26 protein-coding genes are annotated in these 24789 nt (G+C 75.0%); 12 read left to right on the top strand and 14 right to left on the bottom strand.

The genetic code is table 11. From position 1 onward, the window contains the following. Nucleotides 1-81 precede the first annotated feature (81 nt). The gene (locus ACZ7KX_RS00685) at nucleotides 82-774 is read left to right on the top strand and encodes an aggregation-promoting factor C-terminal-like domain-containing protein (RefSeq protein WP_470324559.1); all 693 of its coding nucleotides are present in this window, start codon (nucleotides 82-84) and stop codon (nucleotides 772-774) included. A 248-nt stretch (nucleotides 775-1022) separates the two neighbouring features. Continuing rightward, nucleotides 1023-2027: a glycosyltransferase family 2 protein gene (locus tag ACZ7KX_RS00680; protein ID WP_470324558.1), complete on the top strand. Its 1005-nt coding sequence runs from the start codon at nucleotides 1023-1025 to the stop codon at nucleotides 2025-2027. A gap of 6 nt (nucleotides 2028-2033) precedes the next feature. On the opposite strand, the gene ACZ7KX_RS00675 is transcribed toward ACZ7KX_RS00680, so the two are convergent. Further along, a complete protein-coding gene (locus ACZ7KX_RS00675) occupies nucleotides 2034-2696 on the bottom strand; it encodes a hypothetical protein (RefSeq protein ID WP_470324557.1) in 663 nt (220 codons plus the stop codon). Nucleotides 2697-2818: 122 nt separating this feature from the next. Between ACZ7KX_RS00675 and ACZ7KX_RS00670 the strand changes: the two genes are divergently transcribed. Further along, on the top strand, nucleotides 2819-5740 hold the full coding sequence (locus ACZ7KX_RS00670) for an FAD-binding and (Fe-S)-binding domain-containing protein (RefSeq protein ID WP_470324556.1): 2922 nt from the start codon (nucleotides 2819-2821) through the stop codon (nucleotides 5738-5740). Here the strand turns inward: ACZ7KX_RS00670 and ACZ7KX_RS00665 are convergent. Continuing rightward, complete coding sequence (locus tag ACZ7KX_RS00665; RefSeq protein ID WP_470324555.1) at nucleotides 5732-6244, bottom strand: hypothetical protein; 513 nt, start codon at nucleotides 6242-6244, stop codon at nucleotides 5732-5734. The genes ACZ7KX_RS00670 and ACZ7KX_RS00665 overlap by 9 nt on opposite strands. Before the next feature lie 42 nt (nucleotides 6245-6286). Then, nucleotides 6287-6799 carry a DUF1453 domain-containing protein gene (locus tag ACZ7KX_RS00660; protein WP_470324554.1) on the bottom strand — a complete coding sequence of 171 codons (513 nt, stop codon included), beginning with the start codon at nucleotides 6797-6799 and terminating at the stop codon, nucleotides 6287-6289. 72 nt (nucleotides 6800-6871) lie between these two features. Here ACZ7KX_RS00660 and ACZ7KX_RS00655 point away from each other — a divergent pair, with 72 nt between their 5' ends. Beyond that, entirely contained in the window at nucleotides 6872-7498 is a 627-nt protein-coding gene (locus ACZ7KX_RS00655) for a TetR/AcrR family transcriptional regulator (protein ID WP_470324553.1), read from the top strand. Nucleotides 7499-7570: 72 nt separating this feature from the next. Beyond that, nucleotides 7571-7981 carry a PaaI family thioesterase gene (locus ACZ7KX_RS00650; protein ID WP_470324552.1) on the top strand — a complete coding sequence of 137 codons (411 nt, stop codon included), beginning with the start codon at nucleotides 7571-7573 and terminating at the stop codon, nucleotides 7979-7981. Between the two features lie 295 nt (nucleotides 7982-8276). On the opposite strand, the gene ACZ7KX_RS00645 is transcribed toward ACZ7KX_RS00650, so the two are convergent. Next, nucleotides 8277-8726 (bottom strand): CBS domain-containing protein, encoded by a 450-nt coding sequence (locus ACZ7KX_RS00645; protein WP_470324551.1) that lies wholly within the window; start codon nucleotides 8724-8726, stop codon nucleotides 8277-8279. Nucleotides 8727-8802: 76 nt separating this feature from the next. Beyond that, nucleotides 8803-9795, bottom strand: a complete 993-nt coding sequence (locus ACZ7KX_RS00640) for a slipin family protein (protein ID WP_470324550.1) — start codon at nucleotides 9793-9795, stop codon at nucleotides 8803-8805. A 198-nt stretch (nucleotides 9796-9993) separates the two neighbouring features. Between ACZ7KX_RS00640 and ACZ7KX_RS00635 the strand changes: the two genes are divergently transcribed. After that, nucleotides 9994-10782, top strand: a complete 789-nt coding sequence (locus ACZ7KX_RS00635) for a uracil-DNA glycosylase (RefSeq protein WP_470324549.1) — start codon at nucleotides 9994-9996, stop codon at nucleotides 10780-10782. 35 nt (nucleotides 10783-10817) lie between these two features. Here ACZ7KX_RS00635 and ACZ7KX_RS00630 read toward each other — a convergent pair whose 3' ends face one another. Then, nucleotides 10818-11696 (bottom strand): CHAD domain-containing protein, encoded by an 879-nt coding sequence (locus ACZ7KX_RS00630; protein ID WP_470324548.1) that lies wholly within the window; start codon nucleotides 11694-11696, stop codon nucleotides 10818-10820. Nucleotides 11697-11872: 176 nt separating this feature from the next. Between ACZ7KX_RS00630 and ACZ7KX_RS00625 the strand changes: the two genes are divergently transcribed. The 3 genes from ACZ7KX_RS00625 (at nucleotide 11873) to ACZ7KX_RS00615 (ending at nucleotide 14277) form a co-directional block, all read left to right on the top strand. Further along, nucleotides 11873-12547, top strand: a complete 675-nt coding sequence (locus ACZ7KX_RS00625; protein ID WP_350524978.1) for a hypothetical protein — start codon at nucleotides 11873-11875, stop codon at nucleotides 12545-12547. Between the two features lie 174 nt (nucleotides 12548-12721). Beyond that, nucleotides 12722-13537: a DsbA family protein gene (locus ACZ7KX_RS00620; protein WP_470324547.1), complete on the top strand. Its 816-nt coding sequence runs from the start codon at nucleotides 12722-12724 to the stop codon at nucleotides 13535-13537. Nucleotides 13538-13626: 89 nt separating this feature from the next. Continuing rightward, nucleotides 13627-14277 (top strand): vitamin K epoxide reductase family protein, encoded by a 651-nt coding sequence (locus tag ACZ7KX_RS00615; RefSeq protein ID WP_470324546.1) that lies wholly within the window; start codon nucleotides 13627-13629, stop codon nucleotides 14275-14277. Between the two features lie 7 nt (nucleotides 14278-14284). Here the strand turns inward: ACZ7KX_RS00615 and ACZ7KX_RS00610 are convergent, their stop codons facing one another. The 4 genes from ACZ7KX_RS00610 to ACZ7KX_RS00595 form a co-directional block, all read right to left on the bottom strand. Then, nucleotides 14285-14785 carry an NUDIX domain-containing protein gene (locus ACZ7KX_RS00610; RefSeq protein WP_470324545.1) on the bottom strand — a complete coding sequence of 167 codons (501 nt, stop codon included), beginning with the start codon at nucleotides 14783-14785 and terminating at the stop codon, nucleotides 14285-14287. Nucleotides 14786-14888: 103 nt separating this feature from the next. Further along, the gene (locus tag ACZ7KX_RS00605; protein WP_470324544.1) at nucleotides 14889-15977 is read right to left on the bottom strand and encodes a serine hydrolase domain-containing protein; all 1089 of its coding nucleotides are present in this window, start codon (nucleotides 15975-15977) and stop codon (nucleotides 14889-14891) included. 57 nt (nucleotides 15978-16034) lie between these two features. Then, entirely contained in the window at nucleotides 16035-16553 is a 519-nt protein-coding gene (locus ACZ7KX_RS00600) for a GNAT family N-acetyltransferase (RefSeq protein ID WP_470324543.1), read from the bottom strand. A gap of 24 nt (nucleotides 16554-16577) precedes the next feature. Beyond that, the gene (locus ACZ7KX_RS00595; RefSeq protein WP_470324542.1) at nucleotides 16578-16994 is read right to left on the bottom strand and encodes an ankyrin repeat domain-containing protein; all 417 of its coding nucleotides are present in this window, start codon (nucleotides 16992-16994) and stop codon (nucleotides 16578-16580) included. 412 nt (nucleotides 16995-17406) lie between these two features. Here ACZ7KX_RS00595 and ACZ7KX_RS00590 point away from each other — a divergent pair, with 412 nt between their 5' ends. The 3 genes from ACZ7KX_RS00590 to ACZ7KX_RS00580 all read left to right on the top strand — a co-directional run bounded on the left by ACZ7KX_RS00590 (nucleotide 17407) and on the right by ACZ7KX_RS00580 (nucleotide 19987). Beyond that, the gene (locus ACZ7KX_RS00590; protein ID WP_360491714.1) at nucleotides 17407-17601 is read left to right on the top strand and encodes a hypothetical protein; all 195 of its coding nucleotides are present in this window, start codon (nucleotides 17407-17409) and stop codon (nucleotides 17599-17601) included. Between the two features lie 108 nt (nucleotides 17602-17709). Further along, nucleotides 17710-19329, top strand: a complete 1620-nt coding sequence (locus ACZ7KX_RS00585; RefSeq protein ID WP_470324541.1) for a hypothetical protein — start codon at nucleotides 17710-17712, stop codon at nucleotides 19327-19329. Between the two features lie 283 nt (nucleotides 19330-19612). Beyond that, nucleotides 19613-19987, top strand: coding sequence for an RNA polymerase-binding protein RbpA (locus ACZ7KX_RS00580; protein WP_196949106.1), 375 nt, complete (start codon nucleotides 19613-19615; stop codon nucleotides 19985-19987). Between the two features lie 158 nt (nucleotides 19988-20145). On the opposite strand, the gene fxsA is transcribed toward ACZ7KX_RS00580, so the two are convergent. The 4 genes from fxsA to ACZ7KX_RS00560 all read right to left on the bottom strand — a co-directional run bounded on the left by fxsA (nucleotide 20146) and on the right by ACZ7KX_RS00560 (nucleotide 24769). Then, nucleotides 20146-20724, bottom strand: coding sequence for an FxsA family membrane protein (gene fxsA, locus ACZ7KX_RS00575; protein ID WP_470324540.1), 579 nt, complete (start codon nucleotides 20722-20724; stop codon nucleotides 20146-20148). Nucleotides 20725-20779: 55 nt separating this feature from the next. Continuing rightward, on the bottom strand, nucleotides 20780-22426 hold the full coding sequence (lnt, locus tag ACZ7KX_RS00570; RefSeq protein WP_470324539.1) for an apolipoprotein N-acyltransferase: 1647 nt from the start codon (nucleotides 22424-22426) through the stop codon (nucleotides 20780-20782). 112 nt (nucleotides 22427-22538) lie between these two features. Continuing rightward, nucleotides 22539-22997, bottom strand: a complete 459-nt coding sequence (locus tag ACZ7KX_RS00565; RefSeq protein ID WP_470324538.1) for a GNAT family N-acetyltransferase — start codon at nucleotides 22995-22997, stop codon at nucleotides 22539-22541. Nucleotides 22998-23128: 131 nt separating this feature from the next. Next, on the bottom strand, nucleotides 23129-24769 hold the full coding sequence (locus tag ACZ7KX_RS00560) for an amidohydrolase (protein ID WP_470324537.1): 1641 nt from the start codon (nucleotides 24767-24769) through the stop codon (nucleotides 23129-23131). Nucleotides 24770-24789: the final 20 nt, after the last annotated feature.

The raw sequence follows: 24789 nt of genomic DNA, 5'->3' as shown, positions 1-24789 counted from the left end.
GGCCCCGCTCACCCGGAGCCCGCGCGATGCCCCGTGTCCGGCACCACCGGCACGGCCCCCGACGGAGAAGGAACGCCCGCCTTGCAGCTCAGCCATGCCCGCCGAAACTCCCTGATCACCGGCGTCGCCACCCTCGTGGTCGCGAGCGCCGCCACCGCCGCACTCGCCATCCCGCAGGCCGGGAACACCGTCGAGGCCGCCGCCCCCGCGGCCGCCGTCTCGGTGGACGGCAAGCCGGTCGCCGACCAGGCCCAGGCCGACACCGCTGCCGCTGCCGCTGCCCAGCAGGCCGCCCAGGCCGCCCAGGCCAAGGCCGACGCGGACGCCCAGGCGGCGGCGCAGGCCCAGGCCCAGGCTCAGGCTCAGGCTCAGGCTCAGGCTCAGGCCGAAGCCGACGCGAAGGCCCAGGCGGACGCCAAGGCCAAGGCCGACGCCGCGGCCGCGGCCTCCCGCTCCCAGGAGCGCCAGAACCTGGCCGCCACCTACTCCGGCACCCCGCAGCAGATCGCCGCGCAGATCGTCCCGGCCGGCCAGCTGCAGTGCTTCAGCAACATCGTGTTCCGCGAGAGCAGCTGGAACCCGCTGGCCGTCAACGCCTCCTCCGGCGCCTACGGCCTGGTGCAGGCCCTGCCGGGCTCCAAGATGGCCTCGGCGGGCGCCGACTGGCGCACCAACCCGGCCACCCAGATCAAGTGGGGCCTCAACTACATGAACACCCGCTACGGCAGCCCCTGCGCCGCCTGGTCGTTCTGGCAGGCGCACCACTGGTACTAGGCCGACCCGTCAGGGACCGACCCGCCCGCTCGGCGCCCCCGGGGCCCGCGACGCACCGCCGCGTCGCGGGCCCCGGCACGTTCCGGCCACGAACGACGCGGGCCTGCCCCTTCCGGACCTGACGTGGACGCGTCCGGAAGACGACGTGAAGATCTGGCGTACGGTCGTACGATTTGCAGCCAATTGCTCGGAATTACGGACCGTCAGGGCTTTGCCACGGTTCGCGCGCCCTCTTACGCTCCGGCGTCATGCCCTCACCCTTGATCAGCGTCGTACTCCCCGCCTACGACCAGCACGAACAGCTCGCCGACTGCCTCGACTCGCTGCTCGCGCAGTCCCTGGCGGACGTCGAGGTGATCGTGGTCGCCGACCGCTCCCCCGAGACCGCGGGCGGACTCGCCGACGCGTACACCGCGCGGCATCCACGGGTCTCGACGCTGCACCTGAACGCGGCGGTCGGGGTCGGGGTGAGCCGGAACGCGGGGGCGGCGCGGGCGTCCGGCGAGTACCTGCTGTTCCTCGACGCCGACCACCTGCTGCCCCGGGACGCGCTCCAGACGCTCGCCGACCGGCTCAAGCAGACCGGCCCGGTGGACCTCCTGCTGTTCGGCCACTCCCGCCGGCACAAGGACCGGGACTGGCCGGGCGGGGCCGAGGCGCTGCTCGCCGAGGCCGGCACCGAGGTGTCCGGCCCCTTCGACCGGCCCGAGCTGTTCGGCGCGCCGCCGCTGATCTGGGACCGGCTGATCCGCCGCGGCCACTGGGAGGAGCTGGGGCTCGCCTTCCCGGACGGCCGCCACGAGGAGGTCCCCGTGGTGCACGCGGCCCTGCTCGGCGCGCAGAAGGTCGCCGTGCTGGCGCGCGAGTGCGTCCAGCTGCGCCGCCGGGAGACCGTCCACCCGGCCGGCGGCCCCGGCAGCAGCGTCTTCGACCTGTTCGACCAGTACGAGCGCAGCTTCGCGCTCCTGGAGGACCAGCCGCACCTGTACGCGGTGCGCGAGGCGCTGTTCATCCGGATGGTCCGGCACTACCTGTTCGTCTTCGACCTCGCCGGCTGCGTCCCGCGCTCCGAGCGCCCGCAGTTCTTCCACCGGGCCGCCGAGCACCACCGCCGCTTCCAGCCGCCGGGCCACCGCCGGCCGGGCGGCCGCGAGGGGATCAAGTTCTCGCTGCTGGCCGGCGGCGCCTACCCGGCGTTCGAGGTCGCCAAGCTGTCCCACATCGCGAAGGGCACGCTCACCGGGCGCAAGTGACCCGCCTCAGGCGTGCGCGGTGCCGCCGTCCGCGGCCATCGCGGCGGCGATCCGGCGGGCGCGCTCGGCCGTCACCCCGGCGGGCAGCGGCGGCAGCACGTCCATCCACAGGGGCAGGGTGGAGCCGCGCAGCTGCGGCATCCCCGCGGGCCGCCCGATCAGCCACAGGTGCAGGTGCGCGGCGCCGTCGCCCCAGCGGTTCACGTGGACCCGGCCGATGCCGCCGAGCGAGAGCACGGCCCGCTCCACCCTCTGCAGCATCGGACCGAGCCGCGCGGACAGCTCGGCCGGCAGGTCCAGCAGGTCGTGGTGGGCGCGGGGCTGGAGCAGCAGGACGGCGGGCAGCCCGGTCGGCTCGTCGGGGCCGCTGAGGCGCCAGTGCTCGTCGGTCCAGAGGAAGTCGGAGTCCGGGCGGGCGCACTGCTTGCAGCTCTCCGGGCCGTCCTCGCCCTGGCGGGGCGGCTCGGGCAGTTCGGGGGCGCGCAACCGCCGGACGCTCAGCTCGCCCTCGTACGGGAAGATCTCCCAGGACGGCGCGCCGTCCGCCGGGAAGGGCAGCGGCTCACCGATCGGGAGGCGGGCGAGGTAGGCGGCGGCCCCGGCCGGGTCGTGGGCCTGCTCGTCGGCGCGCCTGCCGTCCGGGGAGCCGGTGGTGGAGTCGGTGATCATGACCGCCGAGACTGCCACATGACACCCCGTCGGCGGTACCCCCGTCGCGCCCGGTACCCGGGCGGCGCCCCGGCTGCGATCATCGGCGGAGCCGTGTCGCCGCACCGCCCGGGAGGTCCCTGGTGAGCCGTCCGTCCGCAGCCCCCGGGGCCGAGCTGGCCCGCGAACTGGCCGCCGTGCTGCGCGGGGAGGTCCGCTTCGGCGCCGCCGAGCGAACCGTGTACGGCCACGACGCCTCGAACTACCGGCAGTTGCCGCTCGGCGTGGTCAAGCCGGCCGACCCGGACGACGTGCGCACGACGCTGGCGCTGTGCCGCGAGCACCGCGTGCCGGTGGTGGCGCGCGGGGCCGGGACCAGCATCGGCGGGCAGGCGATCGGCCCGGGCGCGGTGGTGCTGGACTTCCGTCGCCACCTCGGGGAGGTGCTGGAGATCGACCCCGGGGCCCGCACCGCGCGCGTCCGGCCCGGCACCGTGCTGGACGACCTCCAGCGCGCCGCCCGGCCGTACGGGCTGCGCTTCGGCCCGGACCCGTCCACGCACAGCCGCTGCACCATCGGCGGCATGATCGGCAACGACTCCTGCGGCTCGCACTCGCTGGCCTGGGGGCGCACCGCCGACAACGTGGAGCGGCTGGAGCTGCTGCTCGCCGACGGCACCGAGCTGACCGTCGGCGGGCGGCTCGGCGGCCGGGAGCGCGCGGCACTGCGTGACCTGCCCGGGCGGCCCGGTCAACTCCACCGGCAGCTCCAGGAGTTCACCGACCGCAACCTCGCCACCATCCGGCAGGGCATGCCGCAGCTGCCGCGCCGCACCTCCGGCTACCCGCTGGACGCGCTGCTGCCCGAGCACGGCCACGACCTCGCCCGGGCGCTGACCGGTACCGAGGGCACCTGCGCGCTGCTGCTCGGCGCCACCGTCCGCCTCGTCGAGGACCCGCCCGCCCGCGCCCTGGTGGTGGCCGGCTACCCCGACGAGGGCGCCGCCGCGGACGCGATCCCCGCGCTGCTGCCGTTCGGCCCGCTGACCGCCGAGGGCATGGCGGCCGACCTGATCGCCGCGCTGCTCGCGGCCGGCCCGCGCCCGCCCGCGCTGGACCGGCTGCCCGCCGGCGAGTGCTGGCTGTTCCTGGAGACCGGCGGCGCCACCCCGCTGGAGGCCTACCAGGCCGCCCGCCGAGTGGCCGACGCGGTGCGCCGCGAGCGCTCGGCCACCGTCGCGCTGGTCACCGACCCCACGGAGCAGCGCGGGCTGTGGGCCGTGCGGGAGGCCGGTGCCGGGATCGTCACCCGGCTGCCCGACGGAGGGGAGGCCTGGCCGGGCTGGGAGGACTCCGCCGTCCCGCCCGAGCGGCTGGGCGACTACCTGCGGGCCCTGCGCGCCCTGCTGCGCCGGCACGGCCTGCGCGGCGTCCCGTACGGGCACTTCGGCGAGGGCTGCGTGCACCTGCGGATCGACTTCCCGCTGGACGAGCCCTACGGGGTGCTGGCCTTCCGGGAGTTCCTGGAGCAGGCGGCGGACCTGGTGGTCTCGTACGGCGGCTCGCTCTCCGGCGAGCACGGCGACGGGCAGGCCCGCGCCGAACTGCTGCCGCGCATGTACCCGCCCGAGATCATCGACCTGTTCGGCGGGTTCAAGCGGATCTGGGACCCGGAGAACCTGCTCAACCCGGGCGCCCTGGTCGACCCCCGCCCGCTCGACGCCGACCTGCGCTTCGTCACCGCGCCGCTCCGCCCGCTGCCGCTGGCCCTGCCGTACGAGCAGGACGGCGGCAGCCTGGCCAGGGCGGTGCACCGCTGCGTGGGCGTCGCCAAGTGCGTGGACCCGACCACCGGGGTGATGTGCCCGAGCTACATGGCCACCGGCGAGGAGCGGCACTCCACCCGGGGGCGGGCGCGGCTGCTCGCCGAGATGCTGCACGGGCTGGGCGCGCCCCCGGGCCGCCGGACCGACGGGGCGATCCCCGACGGCTGGCGGTCCGAGGAGGTCCGCGAGGCGCTGGACCTCTGCCTGAGCTGCAAGGGCTGCGCGAGCGACTGCCCGGTGCACGTCGACATGGCGACCTACAAGGCCGAGTTCCTGTACCAGCACTACCGGCACCGGCCGCGCCCGCGCCCGCACTACTCGATGGGCTGGCTGCCGCTCTGGCTTCGGGCCGTCGCGCTCGCCCCCGGGGCCGCCAACACCCTGGCCCGCTCACCGTTCGGCGGGCTGCTCAAGCGGCTCGGCGGGATCGACCCGCGCCGGGTGCTGCCGGTGTTCCCGCCGGAGACCTTCACCGCCTGGTACCGGCGGCACCGCGCCGCGCACCCGGCCCCGGCCGGCGCCCGCCCGGTGCTGTTGTGGCCGGACACCTTCTCCGACCACCTGCAGCCGGGCGTGCCGCGCTCGGCCGTCGAGGTGCTGGAGCACCTGGGCTTCGACGTCCGGCTTCCCTCGGGCCCGGTCTGCTGCGGCCTCACCTGGCACTCGACCGGCCAACTCGGCACCGCCCGGAGGGTGTTGCGGCGCAGCCTGCGGACGCTGGCGGCCGACGGGCTCCCGGCCGACACCCCCGTGGTCGGCCTGGACCCGAGCTGCACCGCCACTCTGCGCGAGGACCTGCCCCGCCTCCTCGGCGCGGACGGCCGCCCGCTCGCCGAACGCACCCGCACCTTCGCCGAGTTCATCGACGAGTACGCCCCCGACGCCCCGCTCCCCCGGGTCCCGCTGGAGGCCGTCACCCAGACCCACTGCCACCAGCACGCCGTGCTCGGCAGCGCCGCCGACCGCCGGGTGGAGGCCCGACTCGGTCTGGACAACCGGGTGCTGGACTCCGGCTGCTGCGGCCTGGCGGGCAACTTCGGCTTCGAGCAGGGCCACTTCGAGGTGTCCGAGGCGATCGCCGAACGCGTCCTGCTACCCGAGCTCCGGGCCGCCGCACCGGGGACGGTGGTCCTGGCCGACGGCTTCAGCTGCCGCACCCAGATCTCCCAACTCGCCGATGGGCGGCAGGCTTTGCACCTGGCGGAGCTGATCGCCACCCATCTGCGGCGCTCAGGCTGACACCGTGTGCCCGGCGAGGAAGGCCCCGGCGTGCGCCGCCGCCTCCTCCCGGGTGGGGTAGCCGGCAGCCGCCTCCCCCGCCGTACCGTCGGCGCCGGTGGCCGTCCAGCGCCAGCCGTCCACCGCCTCGTCCAACTCCGCGGCACCGCCGAACAGTTCGAGCGATCCGGGCCGGGGCGCCGGGCGGCCCACCGCGTCCGGCCACTTCTTGCGGGCGCCCTGCCGGGTGATGCCCCAGGCCGCCCCGAGCTGCTCGTAACTGGCGCCGTAGGAAGCGGCGGTGGCGGCCGCGAGCGCGGTGAGCCGCTTGACCTCGGTGTCCACCAGCTTCCAGGCGGACAACACCGAGAGCGTGACCTCGACCGGCTCCGCGACCCACATCCGCTCCTCGGGCAGGCCGCCGGACGCGCGTGAGCGTACGGCGGCGGCGAGGGGGTCGAGCGCGTCGAGCAGGGCCTTGGCCAGCTCCGCCTGCTGCTCCGGGGTGATCTCCACGGTCGTCATGCCGACAACCCTAGTTGTCAAACTCGTACCTGACAACCAAAGTTACCGGCCGGGCCGGCCCGAGCCCCACCGGATCCCGGAACTCCGCTGCTCGGGCGCGAACGGGATCCCGGAGGAGAGCCCGCGACAGCCGACCACCAGGGCCTCCCCCAGGAAGCCGACGCCGATCGACAGCTGCACCGGCCGGGCGCCCGGGGCGAGGCCGCCCCGCTCGGCGAGCACGGCGAAGCCGGCCATCACCGCCAGCGAGAGCGCCGCGACCAGGAAGGTCCGGCCGGTGCAGCGCTGCCACAGCACCCCCTCGCGTTCGTAGACCCGGATGGTGGCGCCGCGGGCCGCCCCGAGGGCGACGCCGAGCCCGGCTCCGGCCACCACCCAGGCGTAGTCACCCGCACCGAGGCCGTGCCGTTGCAGCAGCGCCCAACCTCCGAGGCCGGTGAGCACCACCGGCGGCGCGAAGAGGTCCCGAGCATTGAGCGGTTCACCGTGCAGCCGTCGGACCACCACCACGACGATCACGACGGCGATCAGCACCAGGTGCACCCGGTTGTCCATGTCCCGCTCCCCATTTTTATAGCTCGACCGTGCTAAATAAGTAATTTAGCTCGACCGTGCTATAACGGCAACATGCCGAAGATCGTCGACCCCGTGGAACGCCGTCAGGCCGTCGCGGACGCCGTCCTGCGCGTCGCCGCCCGGGAGGGCCTGGAGCACGCCTCGCTGCGCAACGTGGCCGACGAGGCGGGGCTGGCGATCGGCTCGGTGCGGCACTACTTCGCCGGCAGCTCCGAACTGATGATCTTCGCGATGCAGGAACTGGGCCGCCGGATCGACGCCCGCGTCCGCGTCCACGCCCGGGCGCTGCTCGACCCGGACGCGGCCCCCGACGACGACCGGCAGGCGCGGACCGCCCGGCTGCTCGCCGAGATCCTCCCGCTGGACGCCGAGCGCAGGGAGGAGTCCGCGCTCTGGCTCTCCTTCGTCACCGCCGCCCGCACCCGGCCCGAACTACGGCCCCGCGCCGCCGAGATGCAGGCCGGACTGGACGCCCTGGTCCGGCGCGTCCTGGTCGAGGCCGGGCGCACCGGCGGCCTCGCCCCGGGCCTGGACCTCGACGTCGAGACCCGCCGGCTCTCCGCACTGCTGGACGGCCTCACCCTGCAGGCCGCCCAGCACCCCGACCTGGTCGGCCCGGACGAGCTGCGCGCGGTGCTCCACCGCCACCTGGACACCCTGGCCGCACCGGCCTCCTGACCACCGCCCCGGCCTCCGGACAACCGCACCGATCTCCTGACAGCGCGCCGACACCCCCGCCACAATGGCGCGATGACCCTCACCACCGCCGAGGCGGACAAGCTCCTGGCCGACCACTTCGCCCCCTGGGTGCAGGCCCTCGGCCTGTCCACCGCCGAGACCGGCGAGCGCCACGCCGTCCTGCGCCTCCCCTGGTCCGACCGGCTCGCCCGCGAGGGCGGCGGGATGTCCGGCCAGGCGCTGATGGCCGCCGCCGACACCGCGTGCGTGATCGCGGTCTCGGCCGCGAACGGCGGCTTCGGCCCGATGACCACCGTCCAGCAGTCCACGAGTTTCCAGCGCGCGGTCGTCGGCCGGGACGTCCTGGTGCACGCCCGGATCACCAAGCTCGGCCGCCGGATCGCCTTCCTCGACATCACCCTCACCGCCGAGGGCACCGACGACCTCGCCGCCCACGCCACCGCCGTCTACGCCCTGGGCTGACCCGCCCGGCTGTCGCACCCGCGTGCCCACCGGTGTCCTGATGCCGACACCACGTCATCACGCTCGTCGACGCGAGAACCCGCCGCTGCGGGCGCTCTTCGGCACCCAGGGACACCCGATGCTCCAGCAGGTCTACGCCGACCGGCTCAGGACCGGGCGGACCGGGAGCACCTCTCCCTGGAAGCCCACGGCCGCTCCGCCCCGACCCCCGCGGCCTGACCCACCCGGCCACCGCTGCTGAGGCCCCCACCCCGGCGGAGTGGGGGCCTCAGCAGCCCGCGTGCGTACGGCGGTGTCAGCCCAGCGCGGCCTTCGTCGGCGCCTCCTCCGCGCAGACCGCCGACACGAACTCGGCCACCCGCGCCTGCGGCATGCCGCGCGCGATGTCCGCCTCACTGATCATGCCGACCAGCTTGTGCTCCGGGTGGTTGATCACCGGCAGGCGGCGCACCTGGTACTGCTCCATCACCCGCAGCACCTGCTCGCAGTCCTCGTCGGCCTCCACCGTCATGGGCCGCCCCTGCGCCAGCTCGCCCGCCGTCACCGCCGCCGGGTCACGGCCCTCGGCGACGCAGCGCAGCACGATGTCGCGGTCGGTCACGATGCCCAGCAGCTTGTCGCCCGGGCCGCAGATGGGCAGGGCGCCCACGTTCCGTTCCCGCATGATCCGGGCGGCGGCCGCGAGCGTCTCGTGCTCGCGGATGCACTCCGCGCCCGGGTGCATGATGTCGCTGGCTATGGTCATGGTCCGCCTCCTGACCTGGCTTCCTCCCCCCGTCCATCGTGGTCCGGGCCCAGGGCCGCCGCCACCGGGCCGACGCTCAGCGCTCCGGATCCGCCGGAGTGCCGGCGCCGCCCCCGGGCCGGCCGTCCGGCGAGGCCGGTTCGTCCAGCGGCGAGTGCTCCAACAGTTCCTCAAGCGGCGGGAGTTCGTGCCGGGGCGGCTCGTGTTCGAGTTCTTCCTCGGAGACCTCCCCGCTCTCCACGGCCTCCTCCGCGGCCTTCGCCCCGGCGGCCGCCGCGGCAGCCGTCAGCAGGTTGCGCTGCTGCACCTCGGTGGCGCTGTCCAGGAAGCGCAGCAGCTCCACCGGGAAGGGCAGCACCAGCGTCGAGTTCTTCTCCGCCGCCACCTCCACCACGGTCTGCAGCAGCCGCAGTTGGAGAGCGGTCGGGGTGGCGCTCATCACCGCCGCGGCCTCCGACAGCCGCTCCGAGGCCTGGTACTCGCCGTCGGCCGTGATGATCCGCGCGCGCCGCTCCCGCTCGGCCTCGGCCTGGCGGGCGATCGAGCGCTTCATCGACTCCGGCAGCGCGACGTCCTTGATCTCCACCCGGTCGATCTCGATGCCCCAGCCCAGCGCCGGACTGTCGATCATCAACTCCAGCCCCTGGTTGATCGGTTCCCGGTTGGCCAGCAGGTCGTCCAGCTCGCTCTTGCCGATGATCGAGCGCAGCGAGGTCTGTGCGACCTGGGAGATCGCGAAGTTGTAGTCCTGCACGTTGACCGTCACCTTCACCGGGTCCACCACGCGGAAGTAGACCACCGCATCCACCCGCACGGTCACGTTGTCCCGGGTGATGCCCTCCTGCGCCGGGATCGGCATCGTCACGATCTGCACGTTCACCCGGCGCAGCCGGTCCGCGACCGGCATCAGCGCCACCAGCCCGGGTTCACGCACCTCGTCGCGCACCTTCCCGAAGCGGAACACGACGCCCTTCTGGAACTGCTGGACCACCCTGATGCTCATGGCCGCCCAGATCGTTCCCAGGGCCGCCAGCCCTCCGAGAGCCCCCAGCACCGCATCGACGATCATCGCGGCCTCCTCGCGGCCTGCGCCCACCGGCGCCTCCGACCACCGCCCGCCCGACCAGGCGTCGGCGCCGGAGCAACTGCTTCCACGCTACGTCTGCCCGGCCACGACCGGATCGAACCCGACCCGAACGGGATGGAACCGGTCATAACCCACGACATCGGGGCGGGCACTGCCCGCTGCCCGCCTAGGATCGGGGCCATGCCGATCACGGCCCCGCCGCCGTCCCCCGCCGACGACCCCGGCCACCCGCGCCACCCCGCCGAAGCCGCCGCCCGCGCCGACGGACTCGCCGCGCTGGACCGCGTGGTCACCGGCTGCCGGGCCTGCCCGCGCCTGGTCGAGTGGCGCGAGGAGACCGCCCGCACCAAGCGCCGCGCCTACCGGGACTGGGACTACTGGGCCCGCCCCGTCCCCGGCTTCGGCCCGCCCGACGCCCCGCTCGTACTGGTCGGGCTCGCCCCCGCCGCCCACGGCGCCAACCGCACCGGCCGGATCTTCACCGGCGACCCCTCCGGCGACCTGCTCTACGCGACCCTGCACGACCTCGGGCTCGCCAACCGCCCGCACTCCGTCCGGCACGGCGACGGCCTGGAGCTGTACGGCGTGCGGATCACCGACCCGGTCCGCTGCGCCCCGCCCGACAACAAGCCGAGCACCGCCGAACGCGACACCTGCCGTCCCTGGATCACCCGCGAACTGCAACTGATGCGCCCGACCGTACGGACCGTGGTCGCCCTCGGCGGCTTCGCCTGGCAGGCCCTTCTCCCGGTGATCGCGGACGCCGGCTGGCAGGTCCCCCGCCCGCAGCCGGTCTTCGGCCACGCCGCGCTGGTCGACCTCCCCGCCCGTGACGGCGGCCCGCCGCTGCGCCTGCGGGGCTGCTACCACGTGAGCCCGCGCAACACGAACACCGGCCGTCTGACCACCACGATGCTCCGCGACCTGCTGCGCGACGCGGCCCGCTCGGCGGGGCTCGACCCGCGCTGAGGCCCGTCTTCGGGAGCGCGCCGGCCGCGGGACCGCTACCCGAACCGCGTCAGCTTCCGCCTGCGGGCCCGCTTCCACACCCCCGGCAGCCGCTCGCGGGCCGCTGACTCGGCGGCCAGCTGCCGGCCGTACAGGGCGCCGTAGCCGAAGGGCTCGGCGGCGGCCACCGGCTGGGCCGCGAGGGTGGCGGCGGCGACCACCGCGTCCTGGTGCTCGCCCAGGACCTCCTGGACGGCCTTCATCCGTGCCGTGAAGCGCTCGGCCCGCGCGCCGGCCTCCGGAGCTGCGGTCTCCCCGGCGTAGCGGGCGCGCTTGGCGGCCTTGCGGGCCTCGTGGAGGGCGTGGTCGCGCTCGTCGGCCGCCGCGGCCAGGGCCGTCCGGACGCGGCCGGCGGTGCGTTCCTGTTCGCGGGCGGCGATGCGGGACAGCTCGGGCAGGGCCGGGCGGGCGGCGCGGCGGCGCAGCGGCGGGTCGGCGAGCAGGGTGGCGAGGGCGTCGCCGAGGGCGCGGCGGCGGGGACTGTCGAGGGCGGCGACCACCTCGGGCCACACTCGCCGGTACTCACCCTCGCCCCACTGCTCCAGTGCGGCGGCGACCCGCTCCGGGCCGCACGCGGCCGGCAGCTCGCGGGCCTGGGCCGCCAGACGCCCGGCCAGCACCTCAAGGTCGCGCGCGCCGCCGAGGGCGGCGCCCAGCCAGCGCAGTTCCGTGACCAGCTGGTCCGTCGCGCCGGGGGTGAACAGTCGGCGGAAGGTCCGCAGGGCGCTGCGCAGCCGCCGGCAGGCGACCCGCATCCGGTGCACCGCGTCCGGTTCGTCGGCCCGGACGGCGTCGTCCAGCCCGGCCAGTACGGCCGCCTGGGCCTCGACGCGGGCCAGCAGAACCTGCCCCACCGTGGTCTCGGGTTTCGCCATGCGCCTTCATCCCCTCGTCGGGGTCCGTCCCCTCGTCGGGGTCGCCGGGAACGATTCCAGGCTAGTCCGGCCGCGGCCCCTGTCGACCCCGCGTCCCGTTGAGGGCATGTCAGGCGAAAGCGCAAGGGTCCATGCGCCCTCGTCCCGGGTGTGAGCCTCATGGCATACTCCGGAGCGTGACGACCTCGACCCATGCGACCAGGGCCCTGCGGGCCGCGGTGTTCACCGCGCTCGCCGTGCCGATGGCCGCGTTGGGCCAGGTGGTCATCACGGGCCGTCCGCTGCCGCTGTCGCTGGTGGCCTCCGCGTGCGCCGTCGTCTTCCTGGTCGCGGCCGCGCTGGCCGGCGGGGAGCGGCGGATGCTGCACATCTCCGCCGTGATGGTGCCGGTCGAGCTGCTGCTCAACACCACGTTCAACCTGGGCCAGACCGCTTGTGGACCGGTGCTCTCCGGCCAGTCCCCCGCCCGCGGGGTGAACCTGCTGGTCTGCGGCGGCGGTTCGATGGACGGGTCGCTGCTCTCGGGCCCGCTGGGCCACGCCGGGCAGTTGGCGCCGGTCATGACCCAACTGCTGCTCCTGCTGGTGCACCTGGTGATCGCGCTGGCGGCCGCCGCCTGGCTGCGGCTGGGCGACTCGGCCCTGTCGGGCCTGGCCCGGGCGCTGCGCGCGCTGCGCCAGTCGGTGGCCCGGCCGCTGCGCGCCCTGCTCGTCCTGCTGGTCCCGGCCCCGGCTCGCCCGGTGCTGCGGGTGCCGCTGCCGGTGTCGGACCACGCGCGGCCGCGCCGCGAGGACGTGGTGCTCAGCCCGGCGCCCCGGCGCGGCCCGCCGGCCTTCGCGCCTGCCTGCTGATCGCTTCCGTACCGGGCACTCCCCGGACGCCGAGCACCTTTCCGTGGCCCCGTCAGGACGACGGCCGCGGTACGCCCGCAGGCAGTGCGCACGACTCCCGCGTTCCCCGACCCCGCCGCACCCGGTGCGGTTCCCCGCGCGCACCCGCGCGCCGCGTACAGGAGTTGACTTCCCATGGCTCAGGCCCCCAGCAAGCAGCAGGCCAACCGCACCAGTGTCCGTGAGCGGATCCAGGAGGCGCAGCGCCGCGAGCAGCAGGCCGCCAAGCGCCGTCAGCGGATCGTCGTGACCGTTTCCGCGGTCGCCGTGCTCGCCCTCGCGGGCGGTGCCGCGGTCGCGATCAACTCGGCCTCGAAGAAGGACGACAAGGCCGCCGCGGCCGCCACCTCCGCCCCGCTGGTCGTCCCGGCGAACGCCGGGGGCCCGGACGGCACGGTGATCACCTACGGCAAGGCCGACGCGCCGCACACCATGGAGGTCTACGAGGACTTCCGCTGCCCGGTCTGCAAGCACTTCGAGGCGGCGAACGGCGAGACCGTCAAGAAGCTGACGGAGGACGGCCAGATCAAGGTGGAGTTCCACCTGGCGGCCTTCCTGGACAAGAACCTCGGCGGCAAGGGCTCGCGCACCGCGCTGGCCGCCGCCGGGGCCGCGCTGAACGAGGGCGTGGACAAGTTCAAGCAGTTCCACGACGTGCTGTACGCCAACCAGCCGGACGAGCGCCAGGACGGCTTCGGCGACGTCAACCACCTCCTGGACCTGGCGGGCCAGGTGCCCGGGCTGAAGACCGACGCCTTCGTGAAGGCCGTCACCGACCGGACCTACGCGCCGTGGGCGGCGAAGGTGGCCGACGCGTTCAACGACAGCGGGGTGACCGGCACGCCGACCGTCAAGGTGGACGGCAAGCCGGTGACCCTGTTCGCGGGCAACGCCGTCGTCCCGCCGGAGCAGTTCACCGCCCAGGTCAAGCAGGCCGCCGGCCTGCAGTAGGCCGGCCCGCTCACCCGCACGGCACCACCGGCCCGGCCGAAGTCCCGGCCGGGCCGGCTCCTCCCAGCCAGCCACCGGAGTGTGCTGCCATGTCCTCCGCCACCACCGTGCACCCGTCCCGTCCCGCTCCCGACGCCGCCGGCCGGGCCCCGATCGGGGCGGGCCGGGCCTACGCGGTCCTGCTGTTCCTCGGCGGGCTGATCGGTCTGGCGGCCTCGGCCGTCCTGACCTTCGACAAGCTCCGCATCCTGGAGAACCCCTCCTACGTCCCCAGCTGCAACATCAATCCGGTGATCAGCTGCGGCTCGGTGATGCGCACCGAGCAGGCGGAGGTGTTCGGCTTCCCGAACCCGCTGCTCGGCCTGGCCGCCTTCGGTGCCCTGGCCGCGATCGGGGCGGGCTTGCTCTCCGGTGCCGCGTACCGGCGCTGGTTCTGGCTGGGCCTGCACGCGGGCACCGCGCTGGGCGTGGTGTTCGTGCACTGGCTGGTCGACCAGGCGCTGTACGACATCGGCGCGCTGTGCCCGTACTGCATGGTGGTGTGGGCGACGGTGGTGGTGCTGTTCTGGTACACCACGTTGCACAACCTGCGCACCGGGGTGATACCGGTGGGCCCGCGGCTGCAGGTGGTCGTGCGGGAGGCGGCCCGCTACCACTGGGCGCTGCCGGTGCTGTGGGCCGCGGTGATCGCGCTGCTGGTGCTCAACCGGTTCTGGTACTACTGGAGCACGCTCCTCTGACCGTTCGTCACCCCACGTACCCCGCCGAGTGCAGCAGCGCGGCGGCGCCGGTCCGCCGGGCCTCCAGGGCCGCGGTGAGCCGGCGGGCGGCGCCGGGCTGCAGCAGGGCGGCCGCCTGCGCGGGGGTGAACCAGCCGTGGTCGGCGATCTCCTCGGCCTGCAGCCGGACCGCCGTGCCCACCTCGACCGCCCCGCCGTCGAACATGAACTGCACGGCGGGGTGGGCGTGTCGGCCCTGGTCGGGGATCGCGTCGCGCCACTCCACGACGAGCAGCCGCAAGCGCCCCGCCGTCAGCCCCGTCTCCTCGCGCAGCTCGCGCGCCGCGCACTCGGCGGGGCCCTCGCCCGGATCCATCCCGCCGCCGGGGAACTGCCACTGGTCGCGGTAACCGGCCTTCAGCAGCAGGACCCCGCCCGCCGTGTCGGTGATCAGCACGCTGCAGCCGACGTAGGCGCGCACCAGCCGGGCGAGCCACTCCTCCTCCGAGAGTGCCAGGGTGTCCGTCATCGCGCCTCCTCCGCCGGGTGCCGTCCTCGGGGAGAATCTGCCGCGATCCCGGCCCCGCAAACGGCGGTTCGCACTCGATCACCCGAACGAGTGCCGTCGGCCCTCAGCCGAACACCAGCCGCCGGTAGGCGTTGCGCAGGTCGGTCAGCGGCTGGGTGACCCGGTCGTAGTGCACCTTGTTGGTGAGCAGCAGCGCCCAGCGGCCGAGCCGCCGGGAGACCCAGAAGCCGGTCCCGGTGAAGCCGTAGTGGACGAAGGTGGCTTCGGCGGGCTCGGTGCCGGGGGCGTACAGCCAGGACAGGCCCCGGGCGGGCCGCAGTCCGCCGGTCTGCTCGCGCAGCGACTCCTCGATCCACGCCCCGCCCCAGGCGAGTCCGGGCGGCGGGGCGAGCACCGCGGTGAGGAAGCGGGCGAGGTCGCGGGCGGTGGAGAAGGCGCCGGCGTTGCCGGAGACGCCGCCGAGCAGCCGGGCGGACGGGTCGTGGACGACGCCGCGCAGGTGGGTGCCGGTCCGCTCGTCGTACTCGGTGGGCGCCGCACGCTCGGCGAGCGCGGCGTCGAGCGGCCCGTACCGGGTGTCGGCCATGCCGAGCGGCTGCCAGGCCCGGCGGGAGGCGAGGGCGTCCAGCGGTTCGCCGGCGAGGTCCTCGACCAGGTGGGTGAGCAGCACGGCCGCGCGGTCGGTGTACTCGACGGCGGTGCCGGGCGCGCGGTGCAGCGCCGCCGCGACCACCCCGGCCCGGACCGCCGCGCGGTCGCGCCCGTAGAGCTGCTCGAAGCGGGTGTACGGGAGCATCCCGGCGGTGTGGGCGAGGAGGTGCCGGGCCGTCACCGCGCCCGCGGGCCGGCCGGCGGCCGGCGGCCACCAGCGGCCGAGCGGCTCGTCCAGCGGCAGCAGCCCGGACCGCCACAGCGCCCCGGCGCAGGGCCAGAGCGCGACGATCTTGGTGAGGCTGGCGAGGTCGTACAGCGTGTCCGGCCCGGGTGCGAGCCGCGCGTACGGGCCCTGCCCGAGCGCGCCGTGGCTGCCGCCGCCGAGCGTGCCCCCGGCCTGGCCGACGGCCCAGACGGCGCCCGCCCCGACGCTGCGCACGCCCGCCTGGACCAGCCGGTCCAGCTCCCCGCCGGGCGCGGCCAGGGCGGGGAGCCGGTCTGCTCCGGGTGCTCGGTGGCTCGTCCCTCGCTGGCTCATCCCGTCCCCCAGGGGCTGTCGTCAGGGCGACGGGAGCCTACCCGGCGGGGCGGCCGCTCAGACCGCCGCGACGAGTTCCTTGCCGAGGCAGACCGCCAGCGGGTGGTCCTTGTAGTACCCGAACTTGGTGATCGCGACGTAGCCCTCGGACTCGTAGAGCGCGATGGCCTCGGGCTGCTGGGTGCCGGTCTCCAGGATGAACCTGGTGCGGCCGGCCTCGACCGCGGTCCGCTCCAGGTGGCGCAGCACCGCCCGGGCCAGGCCGCGGCCGCGGGCGTCCGGGACCACGAACATCCGCTTCAGCTCGGCGTCGCCGTCCAGCAGCCGGTCCGGCCCGCCGGCCTCCTTGGCCCGCCAGCCGCCGCAGGCGACCGGGCGGCCGTCCAGGTAGGCGATCAGGAACAGTCCGGCCGGCGCGTCGAAGTCCGCCGCGTTCATCTCGGTGAAGTCGGGGTCGCCGTAGCGGCGGACGTACTCCTGCTGGACCTCGGCCGACAGGGCCTGGGCGTCGGGGTGCGCGTAGCCGGTGATGCGGAAGTCGACGGTCCCGGTGTCCTCGGTGGCGATGGTGTCCATGGTTGAAAAGCCTACGATCCCCGCTCAGCGGGCCTCGAACCGGGCGACCAGGTCCTCCTTGCCGAACATCCGGGCGGTGTCGAGGGCGCTCGGGGTGCCGGCGTGCGGGTCGGCACCGCCGGCCAGCAGGGCGGCGAGCACGTCCTCGGCACCCTTGAAGACGGCGCCGGCCAGCGGGGTCTGGCCGCGGTCGTTGGCGAGGTTCGGGTCGGCGCCGTGCCGGAGCAGGGCCTCGACGGCGGCGGCGTGGCCGTGGTACGCGGCGAGCATGACGAGGGTGTCGCCGCGGTCGTTGGTGAGGTCGGCCGGGGCGCCGGCGCCCAGGTAGGCGGCCAGGGTGTCGGTGTCCCCCGCACGGGCGGCGTCGAAGAGCTTCCCGGCCAGCGCGATCACCTCGGCGTCGGGGGCGTCGGCGGGCTGCTGGCTGGCGGCGTCGGTCATGGCGGGCGGCCTTTCCGGTCGGGTCGTCGGGCGGTCACGCGGCTGCGCCCAGGGCACGGTAACGGTCGGCGCCGGAGCGGACCAGCCGGTGTCCGTGATCCGGATGACGGCCCGGGCCGGCGCGGACGCGCGTCCGAGCGGGTGGCACAGCCATTCGAGCGAACTTTCCGGACCCCCCGGAAACTTCCCGACCGCCCCCCGGGAATGCCTGGGCGCACCGAATCCCCGGGGCTTCCCCGCGGCGACCGACCCCCACCCCGGCCGGTCCGCACACCGCCGTCCGGCTCCCGGAACGGCATTGAGCGGCAGAACCACCCATTTGCCCCGTTCCATCATCTATTACTTTTTGTCACGATTAATGCACTTTCCGTAACACCCACCCCCGCTTGTCCCCCCTCCCGAGGAGCGGAACGTGATCCTCTCGATTTCCGGCATCGTCCTGTTCGGCACCATCGCCTTTCTCTTCTTCCGCAGGGACGGGCTAAAGGTCTCCCACGCCATCGTCTGCGCCCTGCTCGGCTTCTACGTCGCCGGTTCGTCGATCGCCCCCAGCATCACCGCGGGCGGCGCCAGCCTCGCGAGCCTGCTCAGCGGCATCAGGTTCTAGCCGCCACCACCCCGTAACGGCCCGGGCGCGGATCCCACCGCCCCGGGCCCCGTCGTACCCCACCTCCGCACCCCACCCGTTCGTCCCACCCGCCCGGGGAGTCAAGGAATGTTGCCGCTGCACCGCCACCTCAGCAAGGGCCGCGAGATCGCCCGGACCGCCGGGGACCACGCCTCCGACATGTTCGCCCCGCTCTCCGTCATCGGCCGCGGCATGCGCCACCACGCCGCCTGGGCCAAGGGGCGCTGGCAGACCACCCCCAAGGAGCGCCGCGGCCCGACGCTGTTCCTGACCGCCGCGATGCTGGTCGGCATCTACCTGCTGCCGCACGGCCTGCTGTTCGCCCTGATCGGCCTGATGGCCAGCGCCGCCTGGGCCGGCCGGGCACCCAAGGCGCCGTCCGCCCCGGCCGCGCCGGACGTCGCCGACGTCAAGCTCGGCGCCCTCTACGCCGCCCTCACCCCGTACCTGTGCGGCCCCGACGACGCCAACCCGATGTACCACTTCGAGGGCAGCTACAAGGACGTCTTCGGCTCCTGGGAGTTCGACGGCGAGGGCCGGCTCTCCCGGCTCGAACTCGGCTACCCCGCGTACTTCACCGACACCGAGCCGACCGCCCGGGCCCGGATCGAGCAGGTCGTCCAGGGCAAGGCCGGCCGGGCCCGGGAGTACCGCTTCGACTGGGACGAGGAGTCCAACCGGCTGCGGATCACCGCGCTCGCCCCGCTGCCCACCGACGTCGTCGCCCAGCGCTTCGTGGCCGCCCCCGGCGAGATCGTGCTGGGCTTCACCGACGAGGACGGCACCGCCCGGACGATCCCCGTCACCCAGGGCGGCACGACCGTCCAGCAGCCGCCGGTGGTCTGGCGCACCGGCCCGCGCTCCTCCGAGCCGCACCTGCTGGCGCTCGGCGTCGCCGGCTACGGCACCTCCAGCCTGCTCCGCTCGATCGCACTGCAGGCCCTCCCGTACGCCGACCTGGTGGTGGTCGACGGCGCGGGCACCGGCGAGCACGCCTGCCTGGTGAACCGGCCCGGCGTGCACACCGTGGAGACCAGCCTGCACGGCGCCCTGGCCGCCCTGGAGTGGGCGGTCCAGGAGACCGAACGCCGGCTCACCGCGCTCAACGCCGCCCGGCGCGCCGGCTCCACCCCGCCCGGGGACGCCACCCGGCCGCTGTGGCTGCTGCTGGACCACCCGACCGAGCTGAGCGAGCTCGCCCAGGCCGAGGGCCGCCCCGACCCGCAGGACCTGCTGGAGCTCCCGCTGCGACACGGCCGGGCCGCCCGGGTCACCGTGGTGATCGCCGAGGACGTCGAGGCCCGGGACCGGATCACCCCGACCGTCCGCTCCACCACCCGGGCCCGCGTGGTGCTCGGCCCGGCCGGGCCGGACGAGGCCCGGGCCGCGCTCGGCGCGCCGCTGGACATCGTGCCCGCCGCGCACGCCCCGGTCGGCCGCGGCTACGCCCGGATCGGCAACGGCACCCCGGCCCGGCTGCAGGTGCCCGCGACCGTCGACCCGCTGGACGACGAGGCCCCGGCCCCGCTGCGGGACGCGGTGATCGCCCTGCTGCCGCACCGCGACACCCGCACCGAGGCGGCCGCCGCCGTGCCGCCCCGCCCGGAGCGCCCGCCGCTGGGCGCACCGGTCGACCCGGCCCCGCAGGCCCGGCCGGTCGACCTCGCCAAGGGCGAGCCGATGATCCGATCGCGCCCGATCTCCTGACCCCTCGCAGCGCCGGGACGGGGCCGACGGACGCCGTCGGAACCCGTCCCGGTACGCTCGACACGGAAAGTCCCCACGATCACCGGATGTGAAATAGGTGACACCTGGGGTGATATCAGCGGCCAGATGTGACAAATCGGGCGCAGGTGGGTACAAACAGGGGCGGCACGACAGACGACGCATGTCCCGGGACGGGAATCTTCGTCGGAAGCCGAGCGTTGACCGAACGACGAAGAACAGCGACCACTAGTCCTGTGGGCCATAAGCCCGGGAGGCACGATTCATGAGCGAGCGAGCTCTCCGCGGCACGCGACTCGGGGCCACTAGCTACGAGACCGACCGTGGTATCGATCTGGCTCCCCGCCAGACCGTCGAGTACGCATGTCAGAACGGACACCGATTCGAGGTTCCTTTCTCGGTCGAGGCGGAGATCCCCCCGACCTGGGAATGTCGCTTCTGTGGCCAGGAGGCGGCGCTTCTCGACGGTGACGAGCCGGAGGAGAAGAAGACCAAGCCGACGCGCACCCATTGGGACATGCTGATGGAGCGCCGGACGCGCGAGGAGCTGGAGGAGGTGCTGGCCGAGCGGCTGGCCGTGCTCCGCTCCGGAGGGATGAACCTCGCGGTGCACCCGCGGGACACCCGTAAGAGCGCCTGACCTCGCTCCCGCCCCGTGCGGGAGGACGCGAAAAGGGACCCTGGTTTCCAGGGTCCCTTTCGCGCTGTCCGGGGCCGGCCGGGTCACGTCCTCCGGGGTCCCGGGGAGGCATGCCGATCGGCCCGGGGCCTGCGGGCCCCGGGCCGGTGGTCGGGCGGTCAGCCCGTGATCGGCGGGCGGTAGGTGGTGTCCGGGCCCTGCGGGCCGCGCGGGCCCGCCTCGGGCTCGACGACCTCGCCCTGGATCACCTTGCCGTCCGGACGGTGGATGCGCAGCTGCTCCTGCAGCCGCACCGCGTCCGCGAACGGGTCGGCACCGACGGCGCCGGCGCTGCGCAGCGCCTTGTCGGCGAGCCGGCGCCCGGCCGCCCGCCACAGCGCCCGGGTCGGCGGGAACAGCAGGGTCAGGGCCAGCAGGTCCGACAGGAAGCCGGGGACGATCAGCAGGACGCCCGCCAGCACCGTCATGCTGGTACCGGTCTGCGGCTGCTGGGACTGCGGGTTCTTGCTCTGCTCGACCGCCGCCGAGAACGCCTTCAGCCCGGCCCGCTTGATCAGCGAGCCACCGATCAGGGCGCCCGCGACGAGCAGCAGCAGGACGGTGAACCCGCCCAGCCACGAACCGACCTGGACCAGCAGCCAGATCTCCAGCACCAGCCAGACGGTGATCAGCAGCGGCAGCACCCGGCGGAGCCTGCCGCGCGGGGCCGGACGGGTGGGGGTAGCTTGCTGCGTCACGGTACGAATCCACTCCAAGCGGTGCTCTGCGCGCCGCACGGGAGATCCGGGCCGGCTACGGCACCACCTGGTCCAACGAATCCTGCCCGGCCGGTGTTCCGCCGGTGGCCCTCCGACGGCGTCCGACCAGCACCGCGGCACCGCAGGCCAGCAGGCCGCCGACGGCCAGCGTCCACTCCGGGGCGGCGCCGACCCGGTCGGCCACCGTGGTGCCGTCGCGCAGCGGAACGGTCGCCGACAGCTCGGCGGGCGTCAGCTCCTGGGTGCGCTGCTCGACGGTGCCGTCCGGGGAGATCACCGCGCTGATGCCGCTGGTGGCGGCGATCAGCACCGCCCGGCCGTGCTCGACGGCCCGCAGCCGGCTCATCGCGAGCTGCTGCTCGGGCTGGCCGGTCTTGGCGTACGTCGCGTTGTTGGTCTGGACCACCAGGACGCGGGCGCCGCTGTCCACGGTGTCGCGGACGATCTCGTCGTACGCCACCTCGAAGCAGATGACGTCGCCGATCCGGGCCGGGCCGAGCTGCATCACGCCGTTGTGGTCGCCGGGGTAGAAGTCCCGGGCGACCCGCTGGAGGCGGGTGATCACCTTCATCAGCTGGGCGCGGAAGGGCACGTACTCGCCGAACGGCACGGGGTGCTGCTTGGTGTAGGAGGCGCCGGGGCCGCTCCGCGGGTCCCAGACGATGCCCTCGTTCTGGACGTGCTGCGCGTCCGGGCCGTCCACGAGGGTGCCGACCAGCGTGGGCACGCCGATCGCCTTGACGGCCTCGTCGATGCGCTCGTAGGCCAGCGGGTCGCTGAACGGGTCGAGGTCGGAGGAGTTCTCCGGCCAGATCACGACGTCGGGGCGCTGCACCTTGCCGGCGGCGATCTCGGCGGCCAGGCGCTCGGTGGCCGAGGCGTGGTTGTTGAGGACCATCATCGGGCGGCCGAGGAAGTCCATGCCCGGGTTGGGCACGTTGCCCTGGACGATGGCGACCTTCACCGTGTCGGCCGCGGCGGTGGGCACCGGGACGACGTAGCCGGCGAGCAGCGCGGCGACCGCGCCGAGCGCCGCCAGCGCGGCCGCCCTCGGGGCCTTCCGCGGGCCCCTCAGGCGCAGCGCGGCCCAGGCGAGCAGGGCACCGGAGAGGGCGACCGCGAAGGTCACCAGCGGCGCGCCCCCGAGCGCGGCGAGCGGGGTGTACGGGGTGGCGGTGTTGGCGAAGGCGAGCCGGCCCCAGGGGAAGCCGCCGAGCGGCAGCCGGTCACGGGCCCACTCCTGGGTGATCCACAGGCAGGCCGCCCAGAGCGGCCAGCCGGGCAGCCGGGAGGTGACGGCCAGGGCGCCCCCGAGGAGGGCCAGGAACAGCGCCTCGACGACGGACAGGCCGACCGTGGCGTCCCACCCGACCACCCGCAGCCAGCTGAGCAGCATCAGGAAGAACGGCAGGCCGAGGGCGAAGCCCGTCCACAGGCCCTGGCGGAAGGTGCGGCCCCGGGTGAGCAGCGACAGCGCGGCGACGCCGAGCAGGGACAGCGGCCAGAGGTCGTACGGCGGGAAGGCGAGGGCGAGCAGCAGGCCGGCCAGCGCCGCCAGGCCGGTCCGGGGCAGCCCGGCACGGACCTTGGCGAGCGCGCGGGCACCGCGGCCCGGTCGGGGCGCCGGCTCCTCGGACGCGGGCGCGGTCCCGGACCGCTCCTGGGTGACGGGAATGGCCACCGGCGCACCATCTTCCTGGGGGCTTGCTGTTCGGACGCTGTGCGAAGAAGGTACCCCGGAACGTCGGTGCGGCGTGAGGTGAGGGTGGTAGGGGCCCGGGGCTTCCCGGTGGTCAGCGCTCGGCGTAGCGGATCGGGCCCAGCGGCCAGTGCTCGGCGAGCCAGTCGGAGACGGCGCGGTGGAGCGGAGCGTCCAGCTCGGCGCGGTCGGCCCGGACCCAGGAGCTGACGGCGACCACCGACGGGTCCTCGCGGTCCGGGTAGATGTAGACGCAGCCGATCACCTCGCCGCCCGCCGGCTCCAGGACGGTGTAGGTGAAGCCGGTGCGGGCGGCGAAGTCGGCGGCGTGGCGGCGCAGGTCGGCCAGGTTCTCCTCCGGCGGCATCCCGTCCACGGGCGGCCAGTCACGGCCGACGAAGCCGGGGGTGGCGCGGATGTGCGCGATGCTGCCGGTCCAGGCGGCGTGGTCGGAGGCGTTGTGCTGCTCGCCCAGGGGCTCCAGGCGGAACTCCGGGGCGAGCAGCTCGCGGGGGACGGCGAAGTCGGCGGGTACCAGCGGGTCGGTCGTCATGGTGGTCAACCTACGGGCCGGTCCGCCGCGGCTTCATCCGATTAAGCGCCGAATCCGGTCGAGCACCGCATCCGGTCGGGCGCCGGGCACCCGCTCGGCGCCGGTGCCCGGCCGGCGCGGGCGCCCGGGGTTCAGAGCTGGTGGACGGTGCGGCCGCGGACCACCGTGCGCAGGCAGGTCGGCAGCGGGTGGCCCGGGGTGAGGTCGGGCAGGCCGGGGGTGCCGGAGCGCGGGTCGGTGGACCAGCCGGCCACCCGGGAGTCGGGGGCCTGGACGACCAGGTCCCCGGCCGCCCAGATCGCGTAGCTGGCGACGGCCCCGGGCACCAGGACGCCGTCCTGGTCGCGGCCGATCGCGCGCCAGCCGCCGCGGGTGTGGGCGGTGAAGGCGGCGCGCACCGAGATCCGGTGCTCCGGGGTCCGGTGGAAGGCCGCCGCCCGTACGGTGCCCCAGGGGTCGAGCGGGGTGACCGGGGCGTCCGAGCCGAAGGCCAGCGGGACGCCGGCCCGCAGCAGCGCGGCGAAGGGGTTGAGCGCGGCGGCCCGCTCGGCGCCCAGGCGCTGGACGTACATGCCCTCCGGGCCGCCCCAGGCGGCGTCGAAGGCGGGCTGCACGGAGGCGGTGAGACCGAGTTCGCCGAAGGCCTTGATGGACTCGTCGTCCAGCGCCTCGGCGTGCTCGACGCGGTGGCGCAGGGCCCTGACCCGGTCGGCGCCGACCCGCTCGCCGGCCGCCCGGACGCCCTCGATGACCGCTGCCACGGCGGCGTCGCCGATCGCGTGGAAGCCGGCCTGCAGCCCGGCCTCGGTGCAGGCGGCGACGTGGTCGGCCACCTGACCGGCGGTCAGGTAGGCGGTGCCGGTGTGCTCGGCGTCGGCGTACGGGCTGTGCAGGCAGGCGGTGCGCGAGCCGAGCGCGCCGTCCACGAAGAGGTCGCCGCCGGCGCCCACCGCGCCGAGCCTGCGGGCCGTCTCGACCCCGCCCGACTCGCCCCAGTAGCCGAAGACCTCGGGCCCCTCGCCCTCGGCGGCCAGGGCCAGCAGGGCGGTCAGGTCCTGTTCGGAGGAGATCTCCGGGCCGGCGCACTCGTGCAGGGCGCCGATGCCGAGTTCGGCGGCGCGGGTCAGGGTGGCGTGCTGGGCTCGGCGGCGCTGCTCGGGGGTGAGGCGGGCGAGCGCGGTCTGCCGGACGGCGTGGTGCGCGTCCTTGGTCAGCGGGCCCTCGGGGGCGTACCCGGGCCGCTCGGCGAGGCCCTCGGTGAGGGTGCGCAGCGCGGTGGTGGCGAGCGCGGAGTGCACGTCGGTGCGGGAGAGGTAGAGCGCGGCGCCCCGGGCGGCGGCGTCGAGTTCGGCGAGCGTCGGCGGACGGCCCTCGGGCCAGCCGGTCTCGTCCCAGCCGTGGCCGATCAGGACCCCGCCGGACTCGGCCCGGGCGTCGACGAAGGCGCTGACGGCCTCCAGGGTGGCGGCCAGCGAGGGGCTGCCGGTGAGGTCGAGGCCGGTGAGCGCCAGTCCGGTGGCGGTGGCGTGCACGTGGGCGTCGACGAAGGCGGGGGTGACCAGGGCACCGGCCAGCTCGACGATCTCGTCGGCGGTCGCGGCGTACGCCTCGGCGGCGCCGTCGCTGCCGACCCAGGCGATGTGCTCGCCCTCGACGAGCATCGCGGTGGCGAACGGGTCGGCGGGGCTGTAGACGGCGCCGCCGCGCAGCAGGACGGTTCGGGGGCCCCTCCTGCCCGAGGTCGGGCCAGGAGGGAGGGTGCGTTCGGTCATGCCGCCAAGTCTGCACCTCG

The organism is Kitasatospora sp. NPDC038210 (assembly GCF_055600605.1).
The sequence above is the reverse complement of the archived record's forward strand: the minus strand, read 5'-3'. Positions and strand labels throughout refer to the sequence as shown.